The organism is Vibrio sp. T20 (assembly GCF_007858795.1).
Lineage (GTDB): Bacteria > Pseudomonadota > Gammaproteobacteria > Enterobacterales > Vibrionaceae > Vibrio > Vibrio satsumensis.
The window spans coordinates 79,657-105,364 of record NZ_VFEB01000061.1 but is presented as its reverse complement, the minus strand read 5'-3'; the positions used below and the strand labels follow the sequence as shown (position 1 = coordinate 105,364).

Here is a 25,708-nt window from a genome sequence, read left to right as displayed (position 1 = left end):
CTGTATCACAACGCTTTAGCTAAGCGTTGCTCTTCCTTATTGTCGTCCGTTGGCAGATCGTCCAAATGCAATGCCACTCGATCGTTGTCGAAGTAAACTTCATCACAGTTGTGTCCTTCGCCGCCTCTATCGACAATCAAGAACTGGTCTTGATCGGTGAGGGCGAGAACTGGGTGGTGCCACACCCCTTTGTGATAATTCACTCCTTGACGGCCGTTGCTCAAGAAAGCTCGGCTATTGGCTAATGTTGGATCATCGCCTTTTGGCGCAACAACAATTAAATAGGGTTGACCAAGTAATGGAATGAATGCCTGAGAGCCAAGTGGATGACGCTCTAACATTTTGATGGTCAGTGGGTAGCTCAACGGCGTGGCTTGGAAGATACTGATGATGGCTTCTCCGCCTTGGTCTTGCACATCCGTTGTCGCTAACTTGTGGTAGCGACGTGTTGATCCACTGTTGATCATGAAGAAATCACTATTATCGGACTCGATAACATCGCCGAACTCTGCAAAAGCCTGCTTGGTTAACGGTTCGATTGATAAACGACGTATTCCATTACTCATACTCATTTCCTTACCTATTTCGCTTTCGTACCAAATAGACGCAAACGGCTGATACCACCATCTGGGAATATATTTGCACGTACGTGGGTAATCGCACCAAGGTCGTTAACCTCAGAAATGAATTCATGAATCTCGTGTGCTTGCAGCTTTTGTGCAGGCAAGAGTTCACGCCAGAATAGGCTTTGTGTTTCTACTTGATCGTCTGTACCGCCTTTCACGTAAGCCGCTTGAATCGAACAGCTGTCTGGGTAGTTACCTTTAAAGTGGGCAGTATCCACAACGATACGTTCGATATTACCTGGATGGCCTAGTGCCACGATAACCCAGTCATTACCCGGTGTACGACGACGTGCTGTTTCCCAGCCATCACCCATGTTTTCACCGCGGCCTGGGCCTAAGATGTTGGCTTTGTTACCGTAGTGCTCATCGCTACATGCCAGTGCTCGGCCACCGTGTTCAACCGCTGCTAGGTCGACTTGTTGCTGAGAGTCTATCGCGTCCCAATCAACACTCGGTCGGCCATAAACACGTAAGCGAGCGACACCGCCGTCTGGGTAGATGTTCAAACGTAGGTGAGTAAATACTTGGTCGCTTTCAATCTCTTCAAGATGATGATGATCACCCTGTAATGCCATTGAAGGCAGAATTTCTTGCCACTCTGTTGAGTCTGTCGGTTCACCTTGTGGTGAATAACACGCGTCAATTGATGCCGAAGGTGGGAAGTTACCTGTGAAGAAAGAGGTATCAATATCAACGCCAGCAATAGTGCCAGCTAGACCAAGGCGAACGACACAGTAGTCATAACCTTCGCCACGTTTACGTCTGCTTTCCCAACCGTCCATCCACTTGCCGTTGTCGTCGTATAAGTCGTCTTTCCACTCTGGTGCCGCGTGGCTGAGTAGACGGCTTTTATCTGCGAAAAAATCGTCGGTTGCGAAAATAGCTTCTGCGCCGAGTTTTTCGTCTGCAAGGTTTATATACTGTTCAAATTTATGGGTCATGTCCGTGTAATCCTATGAAATTAATCAAGTAATAATAAAATGAGAACTTAGTGGCTTATGTTTTTACAAATCAAACCTTTAACGCACTAAGACTGGGCTGAGATAGCTGTTAACTCCGTTAACTTACATATCCCAGAGGCGAAACATCGCGATCTTGTTGATCTCTTGAATCGCCGTAGCAAACTCAGTTTCACTATCATTTCCTAATCGCATCTCGAACGACTCAAGAATTTGGTAACGATTGGCTCCCTTCACCGCCATGATAAAAGGGAAATTGAAGCGACTTTTGTAGCTGTTGTTGTAAGAAGTGAATTTTTCAAATTCTTCGGCGCTGCATTGGTCGATGCCCGCCCCCGCTTGTTCTTTGGTCGACGACTCAGTGAGTTCGCCGTTTACTGCTGCTCTTCCCGCTAAATCCGGGTGAGCGTTGATCAAAGCCAACTGTTTGCCTTGATCGGCATTTAACAAGGTCGATGCCATTTTTAGATGAAGATTCTCAATATGATCATCTTCGGCATTCAAACCTTGGTCATACACCGCTTCAGCAACCCATGGGCTGTGTTCGTAAACATCAGCAAAGTGCGCGATAAAGGTATCGCGGCTCATGGTTGTTGGTTGGCAAGATCGAAATTCAGTCACGTTAAGCCTCCTTGCTGTTCGTTCTAATTTTGTTGTCCGTTGTATGGGTGATGTTGGTGCCAGTGGTTCGCGATATCGATTCGACGACATAGCCACACGCTGTCGTGCTGTTTAACGTAATCTAGGAAACGTCTTAACGCAGCAATACGACCAGGGCGACCAATCAGCCGACAGTGCAACCCAACCGACATCATTTTCGGTGCGGTTTCGCCTTCCATATAAAGGGTGTCAAAAGTGTCTTTTAGATACTGGAAGAACTGTTCACCTGAGTTGAAACCTTGCGCGGTAGAAAAACGCATGTCGTTCACATCGAGTGTGTAAGGGATCACCAATTGAGGGTGACCCGTTTCGGTATGCCAATAAGGCAGGTCATCATCATAGGCATCTGAGTCATAAAGAAAGCCGCCTTCTTCTGCAACCAAGCGACGAGTATTTGGGCCCGTTCGGCCTGTGTACCAGCCTTGTGGGCGTTGCCCAGTCACTTGCTGGATGATCTCAATCGCTTTGGTCATGTGATCACGCTCTTCAGACTCATCAATGTATTGATAGTCTATCCAGCGGTAGCCGTGGCTACAGATTTCGTGCCCCGCTTCGACCATGGCTTTGGCAACGTCCGGATGACGTTCAATGGCCATAGCGACCGCAAATACGGTCAGTGGGATTTCATATTCATCGAACAAGCGAAGAACACGCCATACACCTACACGGCTACCATATTCATAGATGGATTCCATGCTGATGTGACGTTCGCCTTTGATCGGTTGTGCTGACGGGATCTCTGAAAGAAAGGCTTCAGACTCGTCGTCTCCATGTAACAAACAACGCTCACCGCCCTCTTCATAGTTCAATACAAAAGAAACCGCGACGCGCGCATTACCTGGCCATTGAGGGTTTGGAGGGTTAGCTCCGTAACCGATCAAATTTCTTGAATAATCCTTATTCATCCAAGTACTCCTAACATAAGTGGTTGGCTTAGCCGCTCTTTAAGTGAGTCACCAAATGATTCAATCAAATGGATTCTCGATAAACAGAGCAACCTTACCCCTGTACATTTATTGTATACAATTATTTATCTCAATGTAAAGATTTTGTTATTCAAGTTAAATTTAGATACTTAAATCATTTAAAAACAAAAACTTAATAAAGCACAAACTCACTAAAAAACGATAATCAAGATCTATAAAGTCAGAAAAAACGACACGAAGGTTAACATTTTTCCAACAATTAGCTTTACTAATTGTGTACAGTTCGTACATAGTTAGTGATAACAAAGTGACCAGTTGCATTCTTTGCAAGGTCGAAACAGACAGATAAACCACGGAACAGAGGAGCGCTAAAAGCGCTATTAAGGGACTATGGGAAGACTAACAACACACGTATTAGACACTACTCACGGCTTACCAGGTGCAGAGATCAAGGTGGAGCTTTATAAGGTCAATGAAGACTCAACAGAAAAGCTGGCGACGGTACTCACCAACTCCGATGGCCGAACCGATGCGCCGATTCTGGCAGGGAATGATTTCCGACCGGGGAAATATCAATTGGTGTTCTACGTTGCGGATTACTACAAAAGCAAAGGTGTAGAATTGGATGGTGTGCCCTTCTTAGATGATGTGGTGATTCGTTTCGGCTTAGATGACCCAGAAGCGCATTATCATGTCCCTCTTCTCGTCTCGCCTTACAGTTTCTCAACCTATCGGGGCAGTTAGTCCCGTGACCTAGAACTTCGAACTAGGCTCAACCGACAAATATTAAACAGATTAGTGCGTGATGTGTGCATCCCAAAAGGTGTGCACTCACTAAACACGCTCATATAAAAATACTAACAACGTTAATAGTTAGAGATTAATAGCTAAAAAACAGATGGTTAGAAACTGATAACTAAAGAAATAGCGGCTAGGAAAAACCTTAAAACTTAATATTGAAATCTCGCTGTATTCAATAAATGGATCACAACATAAAAGGACTTGCTGACATGAGTGAGAGTAAAACAGAACTACTCAACCAAGATGCGAACAACGGAATTTTAGAGAAGTTTTTTAAAATTAAGGCACACGGCAGTAGTGTAAAAAATGAGTTAATCGGTGGTGTCACCACTTTCGCAACCATGGCTTACATCATCTTCGTTAACCCACAAATAATGGCCGCTTCAGGCATGGATTCAGGTGCGGTATTCGTCGCAACCTGTATTGGTGCTGCGATCGGTTGCTTGCTAATGGGGTTATTTGCGAACTGGCCTGTCGGCCTTGCGCCGGGCATGGGCTTGAACGCCTTCTTCTCGTTCACTGTAGTAAGCGAAATGGGCTACAGCTGGGAAGTGGCACTGGGTGCTGTGTTTATCTCAGGTATCTTGTTCGTCGGAATGAGCTTCTACAAAGTCCGCCAATGGATAATTGAAAGTATCCCAGTGAGTCTGCGTTACTCCATGACAGCGGGTGTTGGTTTATTCCTGGGCCTGATTGGTCTGAAAACAGCAGGTATTGTCGTCGAAAACCCAGCAACTTTGGTTTCATTAGGTGACTTCACCAAACCTGAAGCTCTACTTGCAGCTATCGCATTCCTTATCATCGCAGTTCTGAGTGAACGCAAGGTATTTGGTGCAGTGTTAATCGGTATTTTGAGTGTAACTCTGGTCGGCATGATGCTTGGCCTCGTTCACTACAACGGTTTCTTCGCAGCCCCACCAAGTTTAGCGCCTACGTTCCTAAAGATGGATATTATGGGTGCGCTTGATGTTTCGATGATCAGCGTTATCTTGGCTTTCCTTTTTGTAAACATGTTCGATACCGCGGGGACTTTGATGGGCGTGGCTGAGCGTGCAAACCTAACTAACCCTGAAACGGGTAAGATCGAAGGTCTGAGCAAAGCACTGAAAGCCGATAGTATCTCAAGTGTTGCAGGTGCATGTGTGGGTTGTCCGCCGGTTACCAGTTACGTAGAAAGTGCTGCAGGTGTTGCAGCCGGTGCTCGAACAGGCCTATCTGCGATTGTGGTAGGCGCTTTGTTCTTAGCGGCGATTTTCCTATCACCACTTGCTGGAATGATCCCGGCTTACGCCACCTCTGGCGCGTTGATTTACGTAGCATTTGTGATGATGAGCAGCATGCAGCACGTTGATTGGAAAGATTTCACCAACGGTGCACCCGCAGCGATTACCGCTTTGATGATGCCACTGACGTTCTCTATCGCGAATGGTATCGCACTGGGTTTCATTACCTACACAGTACTTAAGCTGGCGACAGGTAAAACAAAAGACGTATCAATTTCGATGTACTTCCTAGCGGCTATCTTCGTTGCCAAGCTGGTATTCATCGGATAATCAACACAGCAACATGATTTATTGCTTGGCTCATTCATGAGCCAAGCTACTGACACACAATCTACCGACAAAATTGCTAAGAAAGCTAATTGTATTAATACGCGGAACGCAGATGCATTCCGTCCCTTTAATGCACCTTTTTTATGACCCTACGCAGTTTGTAGAAGTCATTATTTGACCGCCAATCGCCTGTAAACGGAAACGCAGGCAGAGGAATATCAAATGAAACTTCTGTACACCCTAAATGAAAGACCGCCTCACGGCTTAACCTTCCTACTCGCATTGCAGCACATGCTCGCCTCGATTGGTGGCATTGTCGCTGTTCCCCTTATTGTCGGCGCTTCCATTGGCCTACCCAACACAGAGATCGTCTCACTGATCAATGCAGCTCTATTGGCATCCGGTATTGTGACCGTTGTTCAGTGTCTTGGCTTTGGCCCTGTTGGCATTCGACTGCCCGTGGTTATGGGTTCGAGCTTTGCCTTTTTAGGTGTGGCTATTTCGATCGGAAACGAAGGCGGTGTCGCCGCCATTATGGGCTCGGCGCTTATCGGCTCGTTTGTGGTCATTGGTGCCAGCTTTTACATGGACAAGGTTAGGACGCTGTTCCCAACCGTGGTAAGTGGTGTGGTGGTTACCCTAATCGGCTTAACCATTTTACCGGTTGCCATGAACTGGGTCGGAGACTCTCCTGCCAATACAGAACAATTCGCCACGCTACCTAAACTGTTTCTAGCTCTGGTCTCTTTGGGGATTGTGGTTGGTGTATCGGTTTACTGTAAAGGCGCGGTTGCCGCTTCAGCTATCGTGATTGGTTTAGCTGGTGGTTACATCGTTGCGCTATCGCTCGGCATGGTCGACCTTGAACAAATCAGCTCTGCAGCTTGGGTTGGCGGACCTGAACCCTTCAAGTATGGCTTTACCTTTTCTGCTAGCGCCATCATCAGCATGAGCTTGGTGTACATCGTGGTTATCGCGGAAGCAACGGGTGACTTCATGGCATTGGGCAACAACTGTCAAACCCAAGTCAGCGGTAAAGATCTAAAACGTGGGCTGCTAGGCGATGGCCTTGGTAGTACCTTATCTTCAATTTTAACAGCGATGCCATTGGCGTCATTCAGTCAAAACGTCGGTATTGTTGGTATCACAGGTGTCGCAAGTCGCTATGTCGTAGCAGCAACCGGTGGTTTACTGATTTTAGGCGGTTTATTCCCGAAATTAGCCGCTATTGCCGTCACCATTCCTAAACCTGTTTGGGGTGGTGTGGGTTTCGTGATGTTCGGAATGATTGCCTACGCGGGTATCCGCATGTTGATCAAAGCCGCAGACACCAAACGTAACGCTTTGGTAATCTGTGTTGGTTTGGCGTCTGGTTTAGCTGTTACCTTCGAACCGAGATTGCTTCAACATTTACCTCATGACCTAGCGAACTTTCTTCACTCTGGCATCACGACCGGTACTATCATGACCGTGCTGCTAAACCTTGTGTTACCGAAATCTTCACGAGCAGAAGAGCAAGAGGCGTTGGCCGAAAGCCAAGCGCAAGTTGAGCTAGAAATGAAAGAGCAAGCTGAAGATGCAATGGCGTCAGACGAGCAATTAGAAATTCAACAAGCAACAACAGAAACTGACGTTCAAACGGCATCAGATAACCCAGAGCCAAAAACGAACTAGATGAACCGCTAACGAGCGTAAAACCGATTTCCGTAGAATCTCGGGCGTAACGAGAACACTGAATATTTCATCGCCCTAGATTCAAATTTATCTTTCAACAACAAATACCAAATAAAGACCCTCTTCCCTGAAAAGGCTGAGATGGCTAAGGACTACTATGAATGGAAACCATCTGGATTAAGAATCCTCTCGCAATCTACACTGGCTCACACGCTGATGCAGAAGGCGGCATTGTCATTAAAGGTAATAAAATCATTGAGCTGGTTGGCAAACACAAAGAGCCAACCTTACCCGTAGATTACAGCGTCGATGCCTCTCGTCATGTTGTGACTCCTGGGCTTATCAATGCGCACCACCACTTCTACCAAACCCTAACGCGTGCCTACCCCGGCGCACTCAATAAAGAACTCTTCCATTGGCTACAAAGCCTCTACCCGGTTTGGGCCAACCTCGATTCAGAGATGATGAGCCTTGCTACAGAGCTTGCTCTGGTTGAGCTTATGATGTCGGGTTGTACTACAGCTTCCGATCACCATTACTTATTACCAAACGGGCTTGAGCACGCTATTGATTTACAAGTCGAGGCGGCCGAGAAGCTGGGTGTAAGAGCAATTTTCACTCGCGGTTCTATGAGCCTAGGGGAAGATGAAGGTGGGCTACCTCCAAGACACACCATTCAAACCGAGCAGACCATCATTGATGACAGCCAACGCTTGATTCGCGATTACCACCAGCGTGATGAAGGGGCGATGATTCAAATCGCACTCGCGCCTTGTTCGCCGTTCTCTGTCACCACAGATCTGATGAAAGAAACCGCTAAGATAAGTGAGCGTGAGAACGTAATGATGCACACGCACTTATGTGAAACACTTGATGAAGAGGACTTCTGTATTGAGAAGTTTGGCCTGCGCCCTGTGGATTACCTAGAGGATGTGGGTTGGTTAAACGAACGCACTTGGCTTGCTCATGGCATTCACTTCAATCCAGAAGAGATCAAACGTTTAGGTAAAGCGGGAATCGGTATTAGCCACTGCCCTACCTCCAATATGATGTTGGCTTCCGGAATTTGTAAGAACAACGACCTCGAAGCCGCTGGCGTGAAAGTCGGCCTAGGTGTTGATGGTTCCGCCTCGAATGACGGCTCCAATATGATTGCTGAAGTACGCATGGCGATGTATCTACAACGTCTGCAATATGGCTCTGCCAATGTTTCACACTTCGACGCACTGCGCTGGGCGACATCAGGCTCCGCACGAGCAATGGGCAGAACGGATATCGGTACGCTCGAAGTTGGTAAACAAGCCGACATCGCAATGTTCAAACTCGATGACATTCGTTTCTCTGGTAGCCACGATCCACTGGCTGCATTATTGCTTTGTGGTGCTCAACAAGCAGATAAAGTGATGGTTGCCGGTAAGTGGCGCGTCAACGATGGCGCTGTGATTGGCGTAGACATGGAGCAACTGATGCACCGCCACCATGCGGCAGCCATGAAGTTAGGTAAGCTGGCGATGAATAATTAAAGTTCGTGTATTTTGAGCTTATCTAAACAAGAAAGGCCGACATATTGTCGGCCTTATTCATTCTGTTCGATTACTAAAGTCAGGTTTAAGTCCTAATCCATCAAGCTCTTCGACTTAATCGCCTTCTTAGAAAGCTCTTTCGCAAAGGCTTTGATATCCGTTTCAAACTGATCAACGCTTTGGCGGATGTCATCCAGCTGAACCGTCTGCATCACGCGGTTTTCCATTACGATTTGGCCGTTAACAATGGTCGTGTCGATGTTGCTTGGGTTCGCTTGATAAACCAAGGTCGCGTATGGGTCGTAGCTTGGCATCATGTTCGCTGATTGCGTCTCGACAATCACTATGTCTGCTTTTTTACCGACTTCCAGAGAACCAATTTGGTCTTCCATGTGTAGAGCTTTAGCGCCACCTAAGGTTGCCATCTCAATAACCTGTTCAGGGATCATGATGGTGCGATCAGAGTGCTTCAAGCGTTGCATGTTCGCTGCATAGCTTAGGGTGCGCATGATATCGACTTGGTTTGAGCTCATTGGGCCGTCTGTTCCCAAGCCTACTCGCATGTCAGCACGATACATATCCCATGCAGGAGCAATGCCCGTCGCACCTTTAGCATTGGCCATTGGATTGTATGAGATACCTGCGTCAGCTTGCTTTAGAAGCTTTTGATCGTTCTCTGAAAGGTGGATACCGTGAGCAATCACTACACGCTCGTCCAGCACACCAATTTCACTCATGTATTCGACTGGCGACGTGGCCTTAGTTTCATCTTTGATGCGCTTCTCTTCATTCGGGAATTCAGCAACGTGAATTAATACAGGCACATCGTATTGAGCAGACAGTTTGTTGATTTCTTGAAGCTTGTCTTTGCTCACTGTGTACACTGCATGTGGTGCGTAAGCAGGTATAATCAGCTCGTCGTTTTGGTACTGCTCAATGAAGCCTTTGGCATAATCGATGCCGCCATAAGGTTCTTTCGCATCAACCACTGGAAACTTAATCACGGTTTCGCCGAGCACAGCGCGCAGGCCAACTTCTTTGGTCGCTTTTGCCATTTCATCCATGTGGTAATACATATCGGCATAAGTCGTGACACCACTTTGTGCCAGTTCGATACTGCCTAGCTTGGTCGCGTTATAAATCAGTTCACGGCTTAGCTTTTCGGCTTCAAGCGGGAAAAAGTAAGCGAATAATCGGTTGGAAATACCCTCTTCGCCTAAACCGCGAAACGCAATCATAGGAAGGTGGTTGTGAGCATTGACCATGCCTGGCATAACAATACCGTCTTGAGCATCAATCACCTTTTCAGCTCGGTATTGAGTAATCAAGTCCTCATTGCCCACCGCGATGATCTGGTCGTTTTTCACGACAACAACACCATCTTCAATCACATCCATTTCAGAGTTGATAGTCAGGACTTGTCCATTAGTGATAATCAGATCGGCGTTGTATGTTTGAGTTGCCACTGTCGAACCACAGCCAGCCAGTAAAACGGCGCTGATGGTGCATGCCAAGCTTTTAAGCGTCATTGCTAAACCTATATGTTGTGCGTGTAATATTGTTAAGAGCTTCACTTTTCGTTCTGAGCTATTCGCTTTTAAGAACAGTAAGTGCCGCAAATTTTCGCGACACTATAACCTGTTATTTAAATGAAATGGCATACCTAATCGAGCCAGATTCAAGATAAATATGTAATTGCACAACAAGTCACAAAACCGAGCTTCACGCCTCGTTGATGTTGGCGTACTACGCACTCTCTGCGTGCAAACTGTCCTTAGTTCTCGAAACCGAGCCTTTAGAAAAGAACAACGCATACATAGCAGGAATCACCAACAGTACAACGGGTAATGAGAACAACAAACCATAGCCCAGTGTGAGCGACATCGGGCCCATAAACACATCCGTTCCACCTAACCCGTAAGCTAGAGGTAGCAGGCCTGCAACTGTGGTCAGTGACGTCATTACAATCGGACGCAGACGACTGACCGCCGCTTGAGTCACCGCCGTTATCACCTCTAAACCTTCGATTCTTAGCTCATTGATTCGGTTTATCAACACTAGTGAGTTGTTGACCACAACACCCGTCATCCCAAGTACACCAATCAATCCAAACAAAGACATCGGCTGCATGTGAACCACGAGTGCCATCAATGAAGCCATAATCGCAAACGGGATAACGGCCATAATAAGCAGTGGTTGCAGTAGTGAGTTGAACATCACTGCCAATACAAAGTAGATCGCCACCATCGCCGCAGGGAACACCACCATAAAACCGCTCATGGTTTCATTGGTGCTTTCCGCTTCGCCGCCGACATTAATTGTCACACTTGCTGGGTATTGGCCTGCAAGCTCAGTCACTAACTCACCGGCTAACGCGACAGAGCTGATACTCTCGTCAGACAAACCCGCAGAAACCGTCACCTCACGCTCACCATTGTAGTGTTTGATAAGACGCGGGATTTCTATCTGCTCAACCATAGCCAAGCGGCTCAGTGGCACTTGCTGTCCGTCTGCCGTGTATATCTTTGTGGTTTTCAGTTTCTCTATATCACGGAACTGCTCGTCCAATACCACTCGAATATCGACTTCTTGGTCACCAAGCCAGGTGGATGTCACGCTGTTACCATCAAATCCGACACGCAGCGCATTCGATAGATCAGTCACGGTTAGGTTGTATTTCGCCAACCAGTGATACTGAGGAACAATATTAAGCTGGGGATCTTTCAGAGCTTCACTGTGATTAATGCTGGTTACCCCTTGGTAGTCTTCTAACCAAGCCATCACCAAATCAACCGTTTGGTTGCGCTCGCTCTCCGTTCCGCCAAGCACGCGGACTTCAACCGGGTCACCCGGAGGCGGACCACCAGCATCAATTGAGAACTTAATAAACATCTCATCAGACAACGACGCCAACTCTTCATTCAGTGCAGTAATGATCTGCTCAGCAGAACGGCTGCGCTGATCAAAGTTCGTTAAGTTGATGATGCCTTGTGATACTGGCGACGAGTAAGTCAGTTCATAGCTGACTAGCTCGGTTTGAGGCAGAGATTCAATCGCTTGTTCAATAGCTTGATGAGCCTCTCGTACTTGGGATAACGGAGTTCCAGCCTTTACCTCGGTATACACATCAATGTATTTGCCCGCTTCTGTCGGGAAGATATCCACTTTCAACGAAGAGACTAAATAACCTGAAGCGACGAAACCAACGATGGCCAATGCGATAACCGATTTTTTGTAGTTCAGTGCCACATTCAGCAATGAACGATATTGGTTAGAAATCCATTCAAAACGGTCTTTTTCTTCGACTTTTTTGGTGTTCTCTTTTGCAGAAGATAAGTGAGCAGGTAGCGTTAACGTACATTCGATAAATGAGAACACTAATGCTGCAATAACCGTAATTGGAATCACTGCGACGGCTTTACCCATGGTGCCCGGTATGAACATCATAGGAATAAACACCAATGCAGTTGTCACTAGGCTTGCCATCAATGGCTTAATCACTTTTAAAGTACCCGACACCGCAGCATCGACGCCTGTTTTACCCGCTTCCTTCTCTTGGAAAATACTCTCAGTAATGATCACTGAGTCGTCGACGATAATACCGATCACCAACAACAACGCAGCCAATGTGATGCTATCTAAATTCAGCCCCATGATTGGCAGAACCATCATCACGCCAAACACACAAAATGGAATAGAGACCGATACCCAGAAAGCCACGCGACGCTGCAAGATCATGCTCAAGATCAGTAGAACCAGCACTAAACCTATCGCCCCGTTGGTTGCCACGATAGAGAACTTCTCGCCCATGTCTTTACCAAGATCTAGGCTTGTCTGGAAAATGAATTGGCCACCAATGCGCTCGATCTCTTTGTCCAACAATGCCTTGATGCTATCGATGGTGGCGATCACATCGGCATTGCCGCTATTGGTGATTGAGAAAATGACTGCAGGCTTGCCGCTCATGACTGGAGCTTGCGTTGCTCGAGCAAAGGTATCAATGACTGTCGCGACATCAGAAACTCGCACAACTTGACCAGAATCCAACGCCTTAATCACGATGTTAGACACATCGTCCGTCGACTCCACTTTGGTCATGGTGACGATCTTCTGTTCTTGACTCCACGACTCAACAAAGCCTCCCGATTGCGACAGGTTGTGCTGCTCTATCGCGGTGCTGATATCGTCGAAAGCAACTTGATAACGACGCGCTTTTTCAGGATCGACCTCAACCCAAAACTCTCGCTCATTAAAGCCAGACATAATGATAGAACCAACACCGCCAAGGTTGTTGATTTTCTTTTCTAACTGATAGGCGTAGTGCTGCAAAGACGCCGAATCTGTATTGTTACCCGCTAGGCTGACGCCAAAATGGTACACGTCCAAAGAAGAGGTTTTTGGCTGAGTCACTACTGGCGGCGAATCAATATCTTTCGGCAGATTACCCACTCGATCGACTGCTTGTTGAATGTCTCGCAAGATCACTGCGGCATCTTCACCGGGCAGATATTCAACCTCAATGAAAGACCGCCCTTCTGAAGATTCAGACGAAAAATACGCAATACCATCCACTGAGCGAAGCTCTTTCTCTATTGGGTTAGTAATGTTTAATTCGATGTCTTGAGCCGTTGCACCGGGATAGATGGTTTCAATTTCTGCGGTGTCCATCGCAACATCTGGGTACTCTTGTAAATTGAGCTGCATTAACGACATAGCACCGGTTAACAGCACCATAACCGTGATGATACGAGCCAAGAACTGACGTTTGGCGAAGTATGCTAGAAAGTTCATTGTTACAGCCCTTTTCCTTCATTTGATGCAATTTGATTCGATTTTGTTTGAGCGGTTGTCATGCTTTGCATAGAAAGGTCGGTCGAGGCATAAACCGACATGCCCGGTTTGAACTGATGGCCTTGGTTGGTGATTTCTACGAGTACCGGATAGGTTGAGTTTTGCATCTCGACGCCAATGCGCTGCACGTTCGCTTCCATCTTGATTTCAGGGTTAGTTTCAGACCACACCACCACTTCCTGACCAACGGTAAAATGCTTTAAGTCATACTCACTCGCCATGAATGACAGAGTCACTTTGTCGATGTTGACCACTTCATAAAGCAAATCTCCCTCGCTCACCCAAGCGCCTGATTGCGCAGGTTTATTGGAGATGTACCCCGAGATTAAGGATTCAATCTGAGTGTTTTCAAGATCCACTTGCGATTGTTGGTATTCAATTTTCGCGACGGAAACCGCGGCTTTGGCGCTAAGAAACTCTGCACGCGCGGTGTCTAACTCTCCTAATGAGAGGCTGTTCTTTTTGATGAGTGCTTGATAGCGATTGTAGGTCGCTTTGCGCAATGCGAGATCCGCCTCAGCCAGAGCTAGGTTTGCTTTGGCTTTGTTCACGCTAAACTTAAAATCATCGGCTTTTATCTGAGCCAGTATCTGTTGCTGGTTTACCGCATCACCCACTTCAAGGTTATTCATCTCGACCACACCGGGCACCTCTGCCACGACACTGTGTTTATTTAAACCTTGAACATGTCCGATTAACTCCGTTGCTTGAGTTATTGATATTTGAGTTGTGGAGACTCCCAGAAGAACTGCAAGCGTGATAATTTTAGTGTTCATAATTCAACCCTCACCTATTGATGTGAACTATTGTTGAATTCGCTTTGTCGAATTAAAGTCGAAGTCGGTTCGACAATGAAAAATAATCTGATGGCGTTGTATTTTTGTGCGCAACACTATCAATTAGACATAAATTCGACATAATTTTGGATAGGCTACATTTTTACTGACCGTATATTTGGGGTGGGAGCAGAGCGATGCTTGAACGCAGTCGTATTTTGGTTGTTGAAGACAATATCGAACTACAAGGCATTATTGCCGACTTCTTAGAAGTAAAAGAGGCCGTGGCAGACTTCGCTTCTGATGGCGAGCAAGGTTTCAAACTTGCGATGGAAAACGACTTCGACGCTATCATTCTCGATGTAATGCTGCCCAAGCTTGACGGAATGCAAGTGGCGTCTAAGTTACGCCAAAATGGCGTAACCACTCCAATATTGATGCTAACAGCATTGAATGGCCAAGAAGATCTATTAAGTAGCTTTGATTCAGGTGCCGACGACTTCGTAACCAAACCTTTTCAGTTTCCTGAATTAGAGGCTCGCCTTTGTGCGCTAATCAAACGTAATAAAGGCTTAGTCGCCAAAAAGTCGTTGAGCTTTGGTGAAGTGATCATCGATGAAAAAACACATACCGCATCAAGAAGTGGTCAATCACTCAACCTAACCCCTATCATGTTTCAGATTTTGAGAGAGTTAGTCAAAGCTCAAGGTGGCGTCGTGTCTCGCGATAGTTTGATCTACATGCTGTGGGGGGATGACATTCCAGACAAAGATGTGCTCCGAAGCCATATCTACCTATTACGAAATGTGCTCGATAAACCCTTCGATTTTCCTATGCTCAAGACCATTCCTAAACACGGTTTTCAATTACTTGCGTCTAACAATGAGCCTCAATCCTCATGAAAATTCGCACAAAGCTAGGCAACTCAATTGAGGATGTCAGAATTCGCACTATGCGAACGTTTTCGGTCATCGCACTTGTCTCTTCATGCATTGTCTTTTTCGTTTTCTCGCTACGTTTAGTGTGGCAAGAAGAAGCTCAAATTGAGAGCCACCTAAAATCATTTAAAGGTGTGGCAGAACAATTCTACAAAAGCCTTTCACCTGAAGGCAGCCTCAAGCTGTCGGAAAACGTAACGGCCTACTATGGTGAAACCGATTTTACCGACCAACTGAAAAAGCTTCCGCAAATGGCACTAGAAACGGTCGATCGACAGCGTTTTGAGTTCAAGCTTTCCGAAGAAGATATTATTATTCCCGGGGTTATCGTCTACCACTTTGCTTTTCAAGACCAAGGAGAAACCATCCCGACTTACATTACTATAAGCTCATTTGATATGGACTTATGGGACGACAGTTGGGGCGTATTGATGGCGATTTCTACGCTGTTGATGATCGGTCTGATCATAGTATTGCGGATTACACTTAAGCGAGTATTCGACCAACTGATGGCGCCTATTTCGGAGCTCAGTACTCAGCTCACTAAACTTGAATCTGACAACTTCAAAGTACCCGACCACACGGTTGATGAGTTGCAGATGCTCACCTCGCACCTCAACAGTTACTCGACAATGAAAGGCAGGCTTGCCAAACAAGAGATGATGTTTGCGAAATACGCTAGCCACGAATTGAAAACACCGATCTCAATTGTTATTGGCGCTGCAGAGTTGCAAGCCATGAAACCCGATGATCCTGTATTTCAAGCTAAGCAACGACAACGTATTCTTGGAGCCGCCAATGGCATGAGTACTACTGTTAAAGTGCTACTGAACATTGTTAAGCAAGAGAACTCTTCCGCCGAAAATACACTAACGGCTATCGATGAAGCCGCTATCGATTTATCGAAGTACCACACGATGTTGGCTCCAGATGCTGAGCTACAGTTAAACATTGAGCCAAATACTACGCTTAACATGCCTTTGACAATCGTCAATATGGTGCTTAAGAACTACATTGAAAATGCGATTCGATTTACCACACAAGGTAAGATAGTAGTGAGCATCAACTCCAACACGATTTCGGTTTCAGATACCGGCTCAGGGCTGAATGATGATACAAAAACGGAACACGGTCTTGGGCTCATCATCGTAAAACGCATCGGAGACAGTTACGGCTGGACATCCACACTGATAGATAACGTCCAGTCGGACACGAGCCTACATCCCGCGGGCTGCACTGCGACTTTTGCAAAGAAAATGCATTAATAGCCACCAGATACAAAAAAGGACATCGAAGGATGTCCTTTTACATTTAAGATTGAAGAAACCTACGCCACTTCAAGAATAATTTTCTCAAGCTTATCTAAGCCTTCACTCAGAACTTCAGATTCGATAGTTAATGGTGGAAGCAGACGAATTACATTCGCTTTTACACCACACGAAAGCAAAATAAGACCATTCTCTTGTGCTTTCGCTATTACCTCTTTAGTTAAGTCCTGCAATGGTTTGCCTGATTCTGGATCGGTAAACTCAATTGCCATCATCGCTCCAGTGGTACGTATTTCACCAATAGCTGGAACCGATTCCTGTAACTTGCTCATGCGGGCATTCACTACCTCACCAATGCCCATTGCTTTAGCACACAATTGCTCTTCTTCGATAATCTTTAGGACTTCTAGACCAGCCACACAACCCAACGGAGAGCCAGCGTAAGTACCACCTAAACCACCTGGCAGTGCCGAATCCATAACATCGGATTTTCCCACTACCGCAGAGATAGGGAAACCACCCGCAATACCTTTTGCCATTGTGATCATGTCGGGTTCAATACCCAGATATTCAGTTGCAAACATTTTACCCGTGCGCGCAAAGCCCGTTTGGATTTCATCCGCGATAAGCATAATACCGTGTTTGTCACACAACTCACGCAAGCCTTGAGCAAACTCCGCAGGGGCTTGATAGAAGCCGCCTTCACCTTGCACAGGCTCAAAGATTATCGCCGCCACACGTGATGGCTCAATATCACACGCAAACAAATCATCTAACGCTTGCAGGCTCTGTTCTGTGCTTACGCCATGAAAGGCATTTGGATAAGGTGCATGAAAAATTTCATTTGGAAATGGGCCAAAGCCCGCTTTGTAAGGCGCGACTTTACCCGTTAGCCCCATGGTCATATTAGTGCGGCCATGGAAGCCACCTTTAAAAGCAATCACACCACTGCGGCCAGTATGAGCTCTCGCTACTTTCACAGCATTCTCAACCGCTTCAGCTCCTGTTGTCAGGAAAATTGCTTTTTTATCACTGTCACCGGGGGTGAGTCCTGTGAGCTTTTCTGCCAGTTCAACAAAGGAGGCATACGGCGTAACCATCGCACAAGTGTGTGAAAAGTTATCCAGTTGAGCCTTTACCGCTTCGTTGATACGCTTATTTGCATGCCCTGTATTCGTCACCGCGATACCAGCAGCAAAGTCGATATATTTATTTCCATCCACATCCCACACGTGAGCATTCTCTGCTTTTTCAACATAAAGTGGGTACAGTGCGCCCATACCTTGAGCGATAACTTGGCTTCTTCTTTGATGTAGTTGTTGATTTGTCATTGTCATGTCCTTTGATTAGTTGCCGCCAAAGCAGAGATATTTGATGCTCATATATTCATCGATACCTTGTTTTGCCCCTTCACGCCCGATACCGGACTGCTTAACTCCACCGAAAGGGGCCACCTCGGTAGAGATCATGCCTTCGTTAATTCCTACCATGCCGTATTCCAGCGCTTCTGCTATCTTCCATACACGGTGGATATTTTGGCTATAGAAGTAAGACGCTAAGCCATAGATAGTGTCGTTAGCCATTTCGATAAGCTGTTGGTCATCATCAAATTTGATCACCGGAGCGACCGGGCCAAAGATCTCTTGCGAGACAATATCCATATCATGCGTAACGTTTTTGAGAACGACAGGTTGCATGAATAGACCATCAAGAGTTTTCGGCTCAGTAACTGGTTTCGCGCCCTGGTCGATTGCACCGTCAATGAGAGACTGAATACCTTGTTTTGCTGATTCGCTGATTACCGGACCAACATTTACCCCCTCTTCTAGACCATTGCCTACTTTAAGCTGCTGCACTGCTGCATCGAATTTTTCAACAAACTCATCGTACACCTTGTTATGTACATAAAAACGGTTAGCGCAGACGCAGGTTTGACCGGCATTACGAAACTTAGACGCCATTGCACCAAGCACAGCCGCATCAATATCTGCATCATCAAATACGATAAATGGTGCATTTCCACCAAGCTCCATTGACGTTCGCTTGATGTCGTTTGCACTTTGCTGCATCAGCACTCTTCCAACTTGCGTAGAGCCCGTGAAAGAGAGCTTACGAATCAGAGGGTGTGAGGTAAAAATACCGCCAACTTGACGAGAATTCGCTCCCAAGACCACTTGCAGTACATCACGAGGAATGCCCGCTTGATATGCTAGCTCAGCTACAGCAAAAGCAGATAACGGTGTGGATTCAGACGGTTTCACAATAAAACTACAGCCAGCTGCAAGTGCTGGACCTGCCTTACGAGTTATCATTGCAATAGGAAAATTCCACGGAGTAATCGCACAAGCTACTCCAATAGGTTGTTTAATCGTAACAAGGCGTTTGTCGCTACTTGGCGCAGGGATTGTCTCACCATAGGTACGCTTCGCTTCTTCAGCAAACCACTCGATAAAGCTTGCGCCGTACAACACCTCACCTTGTGCTTCTGCCCATGGTTTGCCTTGCTCTAACGTCATCAGGCGACCTAGATCTTCCTTATTTTCAAGTAACAACTGATACCATTTTTGTAGCAAACCAGAACGGGTTTTGGCTGGCAGCAAAGCCCACTCTTTTTGCGCGACACTTGCACGCTCGACCCCACCTAAAATGTCATGTTCAGATGACACTGGTGCATAACCAAGTATTTCACCCGTCGCGGGGTTACTTACAGCAATACTTTGGTCTTGATTTAGCACCATAAACGACAGCAATGATTGATTTTTAATTTGTTGCATGGGGATTCCTTTTGACAGCTTTACCTTGGCGTCTACTGATAGTTACTCTACCAAGCAGAAGACCAATAGCTCATTGTTTTAATAATGATTTTCCTAAGCAGGGATCTGCTGAGTAATGCAGTGGATGTTACCTCCACCCAGCAAAACCTCACGCGTTGGTATACCAACGACTTGATGTTCAGGCATCGCTTGCTGCAATATTTTTATTGCCTGCTCGTCAGTTCTATCATCGAGCAATGGCAAAAACACATAACCATTCGCGATAAGAAAGTTGGCATAAGAAGCACTTAACCTTTCCCCTGCATCACGTGTCATTCCATCACTTTTATCAATTCCGCTTGCTTCTGCTTCGCTATAGTGCAAAGGCCCTGGCAACGGTAAACGGATGAGTTCAATCTCTCGACCTTTAGCATCAGATTGATCTTTTAACACTTGTTCCGCCTGACGAGATAATGCGAATTGTGGGTCTGATGGATCATCTGTCCAACTCAATACCACTTTCCCCGGGGCAATTACATGCATCAAATTATCAACATGTCCGTCAGTTTCATCATCGAATAGTCCTTTAGGCAGCCAAATGACCTTTTCAATACCTAGATATTCTTTGAGATGTGTTTCTATCTGTTGTTGATTCAACTCAGGGTTGCGTCCCGGACTAAGCAAACACTCTTCTGTTGTATAGAGCGTACCTTCGCCATCAGTATGAATTGAGCCCCCCTCTAAAACGAATGGGGCGTTGTAGTGATCAATCCCGATAATGTCACATACTGAACTAGCCACTAGGTCGTCCTGCTGCCAGTTTTCATAGAGGCCATTATAGTCACCACCCCAAGCGTTAAACTGCCAGTTGATTCCACGACGCTCGCCGTCTTGATTCACCAACACTGTGGGCCCAATATCACGCATCCACGCATCATTGAATGGGATTTCAACAAGCCGAATATCTGAATGAAGCAATGTTCTCGCCTTATCAAATTGCTTCGCACTCACGGCGACACAAACCTTAGTCACTTCTGCTATCGCATTCGCAATGCTAGCGAATGTTTGCTGGGCAGGAAGGGCGTTATCACGCCAATTGTCTCGTCTTTCTGGCCAAGCCAACCAAACTTCTTCAATAGGATGAAACTCAGCTGGAAAGTAGAACCCATCTTGCAGTGGTGTTGTCGATAACTGCATAGTCTTCCCCTTTAAACTGCTAGTTTGCCCACAGAGCCATATAGATCTGGGCGGCGGTCACGGAACAGCCCCCACGAGTGACGCGCTTGAGCCGTTGCGGCTAAATCAATCTCCGCGTAAATGATAGCTTCCTCATCACGTGGCGCTTCTGCCAACTTGCCACCAGTATGATCGGTAATAAAAGAAGAACCGTAGAATGTAGTTTCAATGCCATCATCACATTCTGTGCCTACGCGATTAGACGCAATCACAGGAACCAAGTTTGCGGCGGAATGGCCTTGCATAGTGCGTTGCCAGTGATCACGAGAATCTAAAGTTGGATCTTGTGGTTCGCTGCCAATAGCGGTTGGGTAAAAAATGGCTTCTGCACCGTGTAACGCTAAGCTACGAGCAAGCTCGGGAAACCATTGATCCCAGCAAATACCAGCGCCGAACTTACCAAACTGGGTTTGCCATACTTTGAAACCAGTATCTCCAGGACTAAAATAGTATTTTTCGCTATAACCCGGACCATCCGGGATGTGTGATTTGCGGTAGTTATCTAGCACAGTGCCATCGGCATCAATCATCACTAATGAGTTAAAGAAGGTATTGCCCGCTTTTTCAAAATAACTAACTGGAATCACGACCCCGAGTTCTTTTGCCAATGCACTCATCTCTGTTATCAACAGACAATTGTCTACTTCCTCGGCCAACTCAAAATACTTAGCTTCTTGCTTCTTACAAAAGTAAGGGGCAGCGAACAATTCCTGCGGCAAAACCACATTGGCACCGTTACTCGCAGCTTCACGAATCGCTTGCTTAGCTTTATTTAGGTTATCTTCCAGATCCCAGCTTTTGGTCAGTTGCAGGGCCGCGAATTTTACTACTCTACTCATTGGATGTTCCTTATCGTCCGGTTAGATAGCCAGTTTATCTCTTAGGTTGTAATACGCTGCGCCAACTGCTGTGAATGGTATTTGGAAGTGACGTCCACCAGGGAAGGCGTAGTGCTTGAGTTGTGCGAAGGCATCAAATCGTTCGGCATGCCCTGTTAAGGCTTCTGCCAATAACTTGCCAGCCAAGTGAGTACAGGTAACACCATGACCACTGTAGCCTTGCAAATAATAAATATTGTCGTCGAATGCGCCGAACTGCGGCATACGTGAATAGGTAAGTAAGAAGTTACCAGTCCATGTGTAATCAATCTTGATACCTTTAAGCTGAGGGAAAATACCTTCTAGCTTAGGACGAATCAGAGACTCAACGTCTTGAGGGTCACGAGCGCCATAAACCACCCCCCCCCCAAACAACAAGCGTTTGTCGGCACTCAATCGGAAATAGTCCAGTAAGTAATTACAATCTTCAACGCAGTAGTCACTTGGTAAAACCTGTTTTAGTTGCTCATCGGTAAGCGGCTCTGTCGCCACGACTTGAGTTCCACATGGGATGGCTTTGTTACTGATATTCGGAGCCAACCCACCTAAGTAGGCGTTGCCTGCTAACACCAAGTATTTACTCTTCACGCTACCGCTCGCTGTTCTTGCAACAGGATTCGCGCCTTTTTCAATGGACGTTACCGCTGACTGTTCAAAAATTTGACCACCAAGAGAAACAAATGCTGCGGCTTCCCCCAATGCGAGTTTAAGCGGATGAATGTGCCCACCTCGCATATCAAGCAAGCCACCGGTGTAAGCTTGAGTACCAACCGCCTCTTCTACTTGGCTAGCATCCAACATGGTGAGCTGGTCATTGCCATATCGCTCCCAGTTTTTCTTATGATGCTCTAAACCTTTTAACTGCTTTTTGTTTAGCGCCGTAAATAGGCCACCGCGTTTGTGGTCACACTCAATATCGTATTTTTCAATTAGGCCACGAATGACATCCCCGCCTTCGAAAATCATGTCACACAGGGCTTTAGCTTGGGGTTGGTCATAACGGCTTTCAATCACATCAACATCTCGGCTGTAGCTATTGACGATCTGTCCACCATTACGACCAGTTGCTCCAAAACCGACTTTGGCACTCTCTAGTACCACTACCTTAAAACCTTTCTCTGCCAAATGAAGAGCTGAGGATAAACCTGAAAACCCAGCCCCAACCACACACACATCACACTCAATGTTGTCTTGCAGTTGTGGGAACTCTGGCATGTTCGGGATAGAGTGGGCGTAAAACGAATCCGTATGCTTATTCATAGTGATATTCCTTTATTAATCATAGCCGGCTATGGGTGAAGGCGAATCCAAGTGGTTTTGGTTTCTGTGAATTTTTCGATGGCGTGCAGTGACTTATCACGGCCGTTACCACTCATTTTGAACCCACCAAAAGGGACGGTCATATCACCTTCGTTGTAGTTGTTCACCCAAACAGAACCTGCTTGAAGCTGTTTAGCTACACGGTGTACGCGGTTAATGTTGTCGCTCCAAAGCGCCGCACCTAAACCGTATTTTGAGTCATTGGCGATTGCGACGGCTTCAGCTTCATCTTTAAATGAGATAACACAAAGTACAGGACCAAAGATCTCTTCCTGGGCGACACGCATTTTATTGTCAACGTTATCAAGAATGGTCGGCTCAACAAATGCACCTTTGCCTTCAACATCACCACCGCAACGAAGAACTGCACCTTCCGCTTGGCCAAGCTCTATATATTCAAGCACTTTTGATTTGTGACCTTGATCGATGAGCGCTCCCATCGAAGATGAGGTGTCCATTGGGTCTTTCGGCATAAAGGATTGAGCCGCAGAAATGACTTTATCAACAAAGCGATCTTTGATGCTTTCGTGCACCAATAAACGAGTTGCAGCGACACAGACTTCGCCTTGGTTATAGAAGCAACCACCAGCGGTTTCTGCGGCTGCACGATCGAGGTCTTCGCAGTCTTCAAATACGATATTGGCATTCTTACCACCAGCCTCAGCAAACACACGCTTAAGATTGGTTTCACCAGAACGAACCATTAATTGACCAGCAATACGAGTGGAACCCGTAAATGCAATACAGTCGACGTCATGGTGTTTCGCTAAAGCATCACCGGCTTCATGGCCAAAACCAGTAACGACTTGAAAAACGCCACGTGGTAAGCCTGCTTGATTGGCGAGTTGACCAATATAAATAGCAGTGAGAGAAGATTTTTCAGAGGGTTTAAGAATAACGCTATTACCTGCTGCTAATGCAGGGCCAAGTTTCCAGCAAGCTAACCATAATGGAAAGTTCCATGGAACTACCGCTGCAACAACACCGATAGCTTGATGAGAAACAAAGGCGTGTACATCTTGTTCCGTTGGCGCGACTTCCCCATACACTTTATCGATGGCTTCTGCATACCAACGCAGTGCACTTGCAGCACCAGGGATATCGGTTGACACGCTGTGGCTGATTGGCTTACCCGTATCTAGGGTTTCCAGCAACGCAAGTTCTTCACGATGTTGGTCAATCAGCGTTGCAAATTGGCTGAGTACCGCTTTGCGATATGACGGAGCACTGTTGCTCCATTCACCAGAAAGGAAAGCTTGACGAGCACATGTTACCGCAAGCTCAACATCTTCTTCTTGGCAACGAGCTATCTGGGTCAGTGTCTCGTCGGTAGCCGGGTTAACAACATCTAGAGTTTTTCCACTGATAGCTGCGCTATATTCGCCATTAATAAAGGCACGATTTTCAATGTTTAGATTGTTTTTCAGTTCAATCCATTGTTCTTGGGTTTTCATACGCTCTCCTTGTTATCACAACAAGGCAAGGCCCACTTAGAATGTGGTTGGCGTATGCGCGCTTATCATTCGACAAGCCTTGTCTGTGTGATTTGTAAACTTGTGCGGCTGCGTCGTATCAATAATGTACGATTCACCTTGTTTAAGGACAAAAGATTGCTCTTTGTATTCCAGAGTGATTTCACCCTCTAAAATAGTGCCGATCTCTTCGCCTTCATGTTTAATTTCCGCCGCACCCGTTGTGCCGTGGGGGGCGTACTCTTCAATCAAAAATCCAATTACCTGTTCTTTGCTGCCGTTGGTTACCAATTTCATTGAAACCGACTCACTGCCCATTTCAACCAACTCTTCAGGTGCAACGACAACCTTCACTTCATCGCTTTTGGGTTGTTCAAGTGTGAAAAACTCCGAAAGAGATAAAGAAAAAACATTCACTATTTTTTGCAACGAACTTACTGAAGGGCTTACCTTCGCATTCTCAATCGAAGAGATCGCGCTATGTGTAATACCTGCTCGTTCAGCTAATTCTCGTTGTGACAATCCATGTTCTTTTCTTAATCGAACAATATTTTTACCAATCTCTTGGTTGTCCATGTAGGTGGCTCCTAACTTATAGAGAGGCCGCCATCATAAATTCTTTAAACAAAATTTGAGAGAAATGATTCGTTTTTGCTTTCCATTCTGGGTGCCACTGCACGCCAACAAAGAATTTTTGCCCTGGAAGACTAAACGCTTCCACTAAACCATCCGGTGCTTTAGCTTCCACAGTCAGTTGGGGAGCTAATTGGTCAACCCCTTGGTTATGAAGAGTATTAACCTCAAAAAAGATAGTGTTTTCCCAATGATTTTCAGTCAGCCATTTCTCAAACAAACTTTGTTTTTGCACCAACACCGCGTGTGATGGAGCGTACTTTTCCTCAAAGTCTTCGACCTCACTCTCTCTATGGTCGTTGAAACCTGAATCATGAACTGCTGGGTTCAGTGAGCCTCCCAGAGCAACATTCATCTCTTGAAATCCACGGCAAACACCAAAACACGGAATGTCTTTGTCTATCGCTTGACGAATCAAAGTAAAGGAAAGCTCATCTCGAGCTTCATCTTTCTTAGACTCTTCATGAGTGCCGTTGTAATGATGTGGTGCCACATTTGAGTGACTCCCCGGAAATAAAAAACCGTCGCAGATGTTAAGAAGACTCTCAACGTCTTCACTTGCCATATCCGGAGCCAATATCAGTGGCAACCCACCAAAGTCTTTCACAGCCGTGAGGTAAAAATTATTCACTGCCTGTATTTGATAGCCACCCAATTCTTTAGCGCAACTAACAATTCCAATAATGGGTTTGCTTGTTCTAGACATGTTACTTCCGTGTTCGATTTATTTAACACTTACACTACAAATCATGTACAAAATTATCAACACCGATGTTCGATATTATGACCAAAGCGTGACCAAACCCACTTTTTTGGTCAAAAAAACGACTAATTTTGGACATTATATTGAGCAAAACACAA

General features: G+C 46.1%; 21 protein-coding genes. 6 read left to right on the top strand and 15 right to left on the bottom strand.

Going from position 1 to position 25,708, the window contains the following annotated elements:
* Positions 1-5: 5 nt before the first annotated feature.
* The 4 genes from FTW16_RS04915 to puuE all read right to left on the bottom strand — a co-directional run bounded on the left by FTW16_RS04915 (position 6) and on the right by puuE (position 3,150).
* Positions 6-566: an ureidoglycolate lyase gene (locus FTW16_RS04915; RefSeq protein WP_146490274.1), complete on the bottom strand. Its 561-nt coding sequence runs from the start codon at positions 564-566 to the stop codon at positions 6-8.
* 14 nt (positions 567-580) lie between these two features.
* A complete protein-coding gene (gene alc / locus FTW16_RS04910) occupies positions 581-1,567 on the bottom strand; it encodes an allantoicase (protein WP_146490273.1) in 987 nt (328 codons plus the stop codon).
* A 123-nt stretch (positions 1,568-1,690) separates the two neighbouring features.
* A complete protein-coding gene (uraD, locus tag FTW16_RS04905) occupies positions 1,691-2,206 on the bottom strand; it encodes a 2-oxo-4-hydroxy-4-carboxy-5-ureidoimidazoline decarboxylase (RefSeq protein WP_146490272.1) in 516 nt (171 codons plus the stop codon).
* A gap of 23 nt (positions 2,207-2,229) precedes the next feature.
* Entirely contained in the window at positions 2,230-3,150 is a 921-nt protein-coding gene (gene puuE / locus FTW16_RS04900) for an allantoinase PuuE (protein ID WP_108082567.1), read from the bottom strand.
* Positions 3,151-3,561: 411 nt separating this feature from the next.
* Here puuE and uraH point away from each other — a divergent pair, with 411 nt between their 5' ends.
* From uraH to FTW16_RS04880, 4 genes are all read left to right on the top strand, one after another.
* Positions 3,562-3,915 (top strand): hydroxyisourate hydrolase, encoded by a 354-nt coding sequence (gene uraH / locus FTW16_RS04895; protein ID WP_055319165.1) that lies wholly within the window; start codon positions 3,562-3,564, stop codon positions 3,913-3,915.
* Positions 3,916-4,181: 266 nt separating this feature from the next.
* Positions 4,182-5,525 carry an NCS2 family permease gene (locus tag FTW16_RS04890; RefSeq protein ID WP_146490271.1) on the top strand — a complete coding sequence of 448 codons (1,344 nt, stop codon included), beginning with the start codon at positions 4,182-4,184 and terminating at the stop codon, positions 5,523-5,525.
* A gap of 222 nt (positions 5,526-5,747) precedes the next feature.
* Positions 5,748-7,199 carry a nucleobase:cation symporter-2 family protein gene (locus FTW16_RS04885; RefSeq protein ID WP_146490270.1) on the top strand — a complete coding sequence of 484 codons (1,452 nt, stop codon included), beginning with the start codon at positions 5,748-5,750 and terminating at the stop codon, positions 7,197-7,199.
* A gap of 161 nt (positions 7,200-7,360) precedes the next feature.
* On the top strand, positions 7,361-8,722 hold the full coding sequence (locus FTW16_RS04880; protein WP_146490269.1) for an 8-oxoguanine deaminase: 1,362 nt from the start codon (positions 7,361-7,363) through the stop codon (positions 8,720-8,722).
* A 92-nt stretch (positions 8,723-8,814) separates the two neighbouring features.
* On the opposite strand, the gene FTW16_RS04875 is transcribed toward FTW16_RS04880, so the two are convergent.
* The 3 genes from FTW16_RS04875 to FTW16_RS04865 all read right to left on the bottom strand — a co-directional run bounded on the left by FTW16_RS04875 (position 8,815) and on the right by FTW16_RS04865 (position 14,349).
* Positions 8,815-10,251 (bottom strand): amidohydrolase, encoded by a 1,437-nt coding sequence (locus FTW16_RS04875; RefSeq protein WP_146490268.1) that lies wholly within the window; start codon positions 10,249-10,251, stop codon positions 8,815-8,817.
* Positions 10,252-10,468: 217 nt separating this feature from the next.
* Positions 10,469-13,513 (bottom strand): efflux RND transporter permease subunit, encoded by a 3,045-nt coding sequence (locus FTW16_RS04870; RefSeq protein WP_146490267.1) that lies wholly within the window; start codon positions 13,511-13,513, stop codon positions 10,469-10,471.
* Positions 13,514-13,515: 2 nt separating this feature from the next.
* Positions 13,516-14,349: an efflux RND transporter periplasmic adaptor subunit gene (locus FTW16_RS04865; RefSeq protein WP_146490266.1), complete on the bottom strand. Its 834-nt coding sequence runs from the start codon at positions 14,347-14,349 to the stop codon at positions 13,516-13,518.
* Positions 14,350-14,546: 197 nt separating this feature from the next.
* On the opposite strand from FTW16_RS04865, the gene FTW16_RS04860 reads away from it, so the two are divergent.
* The gene (locus FTW16_RS04860) at positions 14,547-15,251 is read left to right on the top strand and encodes a response regulator transcription factor (protein ID WP_146490265.1); all 705 of its coding nucleotides are present in this window, start codon (positions 14,547-14,549) and stop codon (positions 15,249-15,251) included.
* A 50-nt stretch (positions 15,252-15,301) separates the two neighbouring features.
* On the top strand, positions 15,302-16,552 hold the full coding sequence (locus FTW16_RS04855; protein ID WP_146490369.1) for a sensor histidine kinase: 1,251 nt from the start codon (positions 15,302-15,304) through the stop codon (positions 16,550-16,552).
* Between the two features lie 62 nt (positions 16,553-16,614).
* On the opposite strand, the gene gabT is transcribed toward FTW16_RS04855, so the two are convergent.
* From gabT to FTW16_RS04815, 8 genes are all read right to left on the bottom strand, one after another.
* Positions 16,615-17,886 (bottom strand): 4-aminobutyrate--2-oxoglutarate transaminase, encoded by a 1,272-nt coding sequence (gene gabT, locus FTW16_RS04850; protein WP_146490264.1) that lies wholly within the window; start codon positions 17,884-17,886, stop codon positions 16,615-16,617.
* Positions 17,887-17,901: 15 nt separating this feature from the next.
* Positions 17,902-19,329 carry an NAD-dependent succinate-semialdehyde dehydrogenase gene (locus tag FTW16_RS04845; RefSeq protein WP_186728026.1) on the bottom strand — a complete coding sequence of 476 codons (1,428 nt, stop codon included), beginning with the start codon at positions 19,327-19,329 and terminating at the stop codon, positions 17,902-17,904.
* A gap of 93 nt (positions 19,330-19,422) precedes the next feature.
* Positions 19,423-20,505 carry an agmatine deiminase gene (aguA, locus tag FTW16_RS04840; protein ID WP_146490262.1) on the bottom strand — a complete coding sequence of 361 codons (1,083 nt, stop codon included), beginning with the start codon at positions 20,503-20,505 and terminating at the stop codon, positions 19,423-19,425.
* Positions 20,506-20,516: 11 nt separating this feature from the next.
* Positions 20,517-21,383: an N-carbamoylputrescine amidase gene (gene aguB / locus FTW16_RS04835; protein WP_017067340.1), complete on the bottom strand. Its 867-nt coding sequence runs from the start codon at positions 21,381-21,383 to the stop codon at positions 20,517-20,519.
* A gap of 21 nt (positions 21,384-21,404) precedes the next feature.
* Positions 21,405-22,682 carry an NAD(P)/FAD-dependent oxidoreductase gene (locus tag FTW16_RS04830; protein WP_123296986.1) on the bottom strand — a complete coding sequence of 426 codons (1,278 nt, stop codon included), beginning with the start codon at positions 22,680-22,682 and terminating at the stop codon, positions 21,405-21,407.
* 29 nt (positions 22,683-22,711) lie between these two features.
* A complete protein-coding gene (locus FTW16_RS04825) occupies positions 22,712-24,196 on the bottom strand; it encodes an aldehyde dehydrogenase (protein ID WP_146490261.1) in 1,485 nt (494 codons plus the stop codon).
* A gap of 36 nt (positions 24,197-24,232) precedes the next feature.
* Positions 24,233-24,790, bottom strand: coding sequence for an HTH-type transcriptional regulator PuuR (gene puuR / locus FTW16_RS04820; protein WP_017065011.1), 558 nt, complete (start codon positions 24,788-24,790; stop codon positions 24,233-24,235).
* Positions 24,791-24,806: 16 nt separating this feature from the next.
* On the bottom strand, positions 24,807-25,553 hold the full coding sequence (locus FTW16_RS04815) for a gamma-glutamyl-gamma-aminobutyrate hydrolase family protein (protein WP_146490260.1): 747 nt from the start codon (positions 25,551-25,553) through the stop codon (positions 24,807-24,809).
* Positions 25,554-25,708: the final 155 nt, after the last annotated feature.

Bases quoted from the DNA above. Each gene is read 5' to 3' on its own strand.
- FTW16_RS04915 (WP_146490274.1), bottom strand. From the start codon at position 566: ATGAGTAATGGAATACGTCGTTTATCAATCGAACCGTTAACCAAGCAG.
- FTW16_RS04815 (WP_146490260.1), bottom strand. From the start codon at position 25,553: ATGTCTAGAACAAGCAAACCCATTATTGGAATTGTTAGTTGCGCTAAA.
- FTW16_RS04855 (WP_146490369.1), top strand. From the start codon at position 15,302: ATGCGAACGTTTTCGGTCATCGCACTTGTCTCTTCATGCATTGTCTTT.
- FTW16_RS04880 (WP_146490269.1), top strand. From the start codon at position 7,361: ATGGAAACCATCTGGATTAAGAATCCTCTCGCAATCTACACTGGCTCA.
- FTW16_RS04830 (WP_123296986.1), bottom strand. From the start codon at position 22,682: ATGAATAAGCATACGGATTCGTTTTACGCCCACTCTATCCCGAACATG.
- aguA (WP_146490262.1), bottom strand. From the start codon at position 20,505: ATGCAGTTATCGACAACACCACTGCAAGATGGGTTCTACTTTCCAGCT.
- FTW16_RS04860 (WP_146490265.1), top strand. From the start codon at position 14,547: ATGCTTGAACGCAGTCGTATTTTGGTTGTTGAAGACAATATCGAACTA.
- FTW16_RS04845 (WP_186728026.1), bottom strand. From the start codon at position 19,329: ATGCAACAAATTAAAAATCAATCATTGCTGTCGTTTATGGTGCTAAAT.
- uraH (WP_055319165.1), top strand. From the start codon at position 3,562: ATGGGAAGACTAACAACACACGTATTAGACACTACTCACGGCTTACCA.
- puuE (WP_108082567.1), bottom strand. From the start codon at position 3,150: ATGAATAAGGATTATTCAAGAAATTTGATCGGTTACGGAGCTAACCCT.
- FTW16_RS04865 (WP_146490266.1), bottom strand. From the start codon at position 14,349: ATGAACACTAAAATTATCACGCTTGCAGTTCTTCTGGGAGTCTCCACA.
- puuR (WP_017065011.1), bottom strand. From the start codon at position 24,790: ATGGACAACCAAGAGATTGGTAAAAATATTGTTCGATTAAGAAAAGAA.
- FTW16_RS04825 (WP_146490261.1), bottom strand. From the start codon at position 24,196: ATGAAAACCCAAGAACAATGGATTGAACTGAAAAACAATCTAAACATT.
- gabT (WP_146490264.1), bottom strand. From the start codon at position 17,886: ATGACAAATCAACAACTACATCAAAGAAGAAGCCAAGTTATCGCTCAA.
- FTW16_RS04890 (WP_146490271.1), top strand. From the start codon at position 4,182: ATGAGTGAGAGTAAAACAGAACTACTCAACCAAGATGCGAACAACGGA.
- alc (WP_146490273.1), bottom strand. From the start codon at position 1,567: ATGACCCATAAATTTGAACAGTATATAAACCTTGCAGACGAAAAACTC.
- aguB (WP_017067340.1), bottom strand. From the start codon at position 21,383: ATGAGTAGAGTAGTAAAATTCGCGGCCCTGCAACTGACCAAAAGCTGG.
- FTW16_RS04885 (WP_146490270.1), top strand. From the start codon at position 5,748: ATGAAACTTCTGTACACCCTAAATGAAAGACCGCCTCACGGCTTAACC.
- FTW16_RS04870 (WP_146490267.1), bottom strand. From the start codon at position 13,513: ATGAACTTTCTAGCATACTTCGCCAAACGTCAGTTCTTGGCTCGTATC.
- FTW16_RS04875 (WP_146490268.1), bottom strand. From the start codon at position 10,251: ATGACGCTTAAAAGCTTGGCATGCACCATCAGCGCCGTTTTACTGGCT.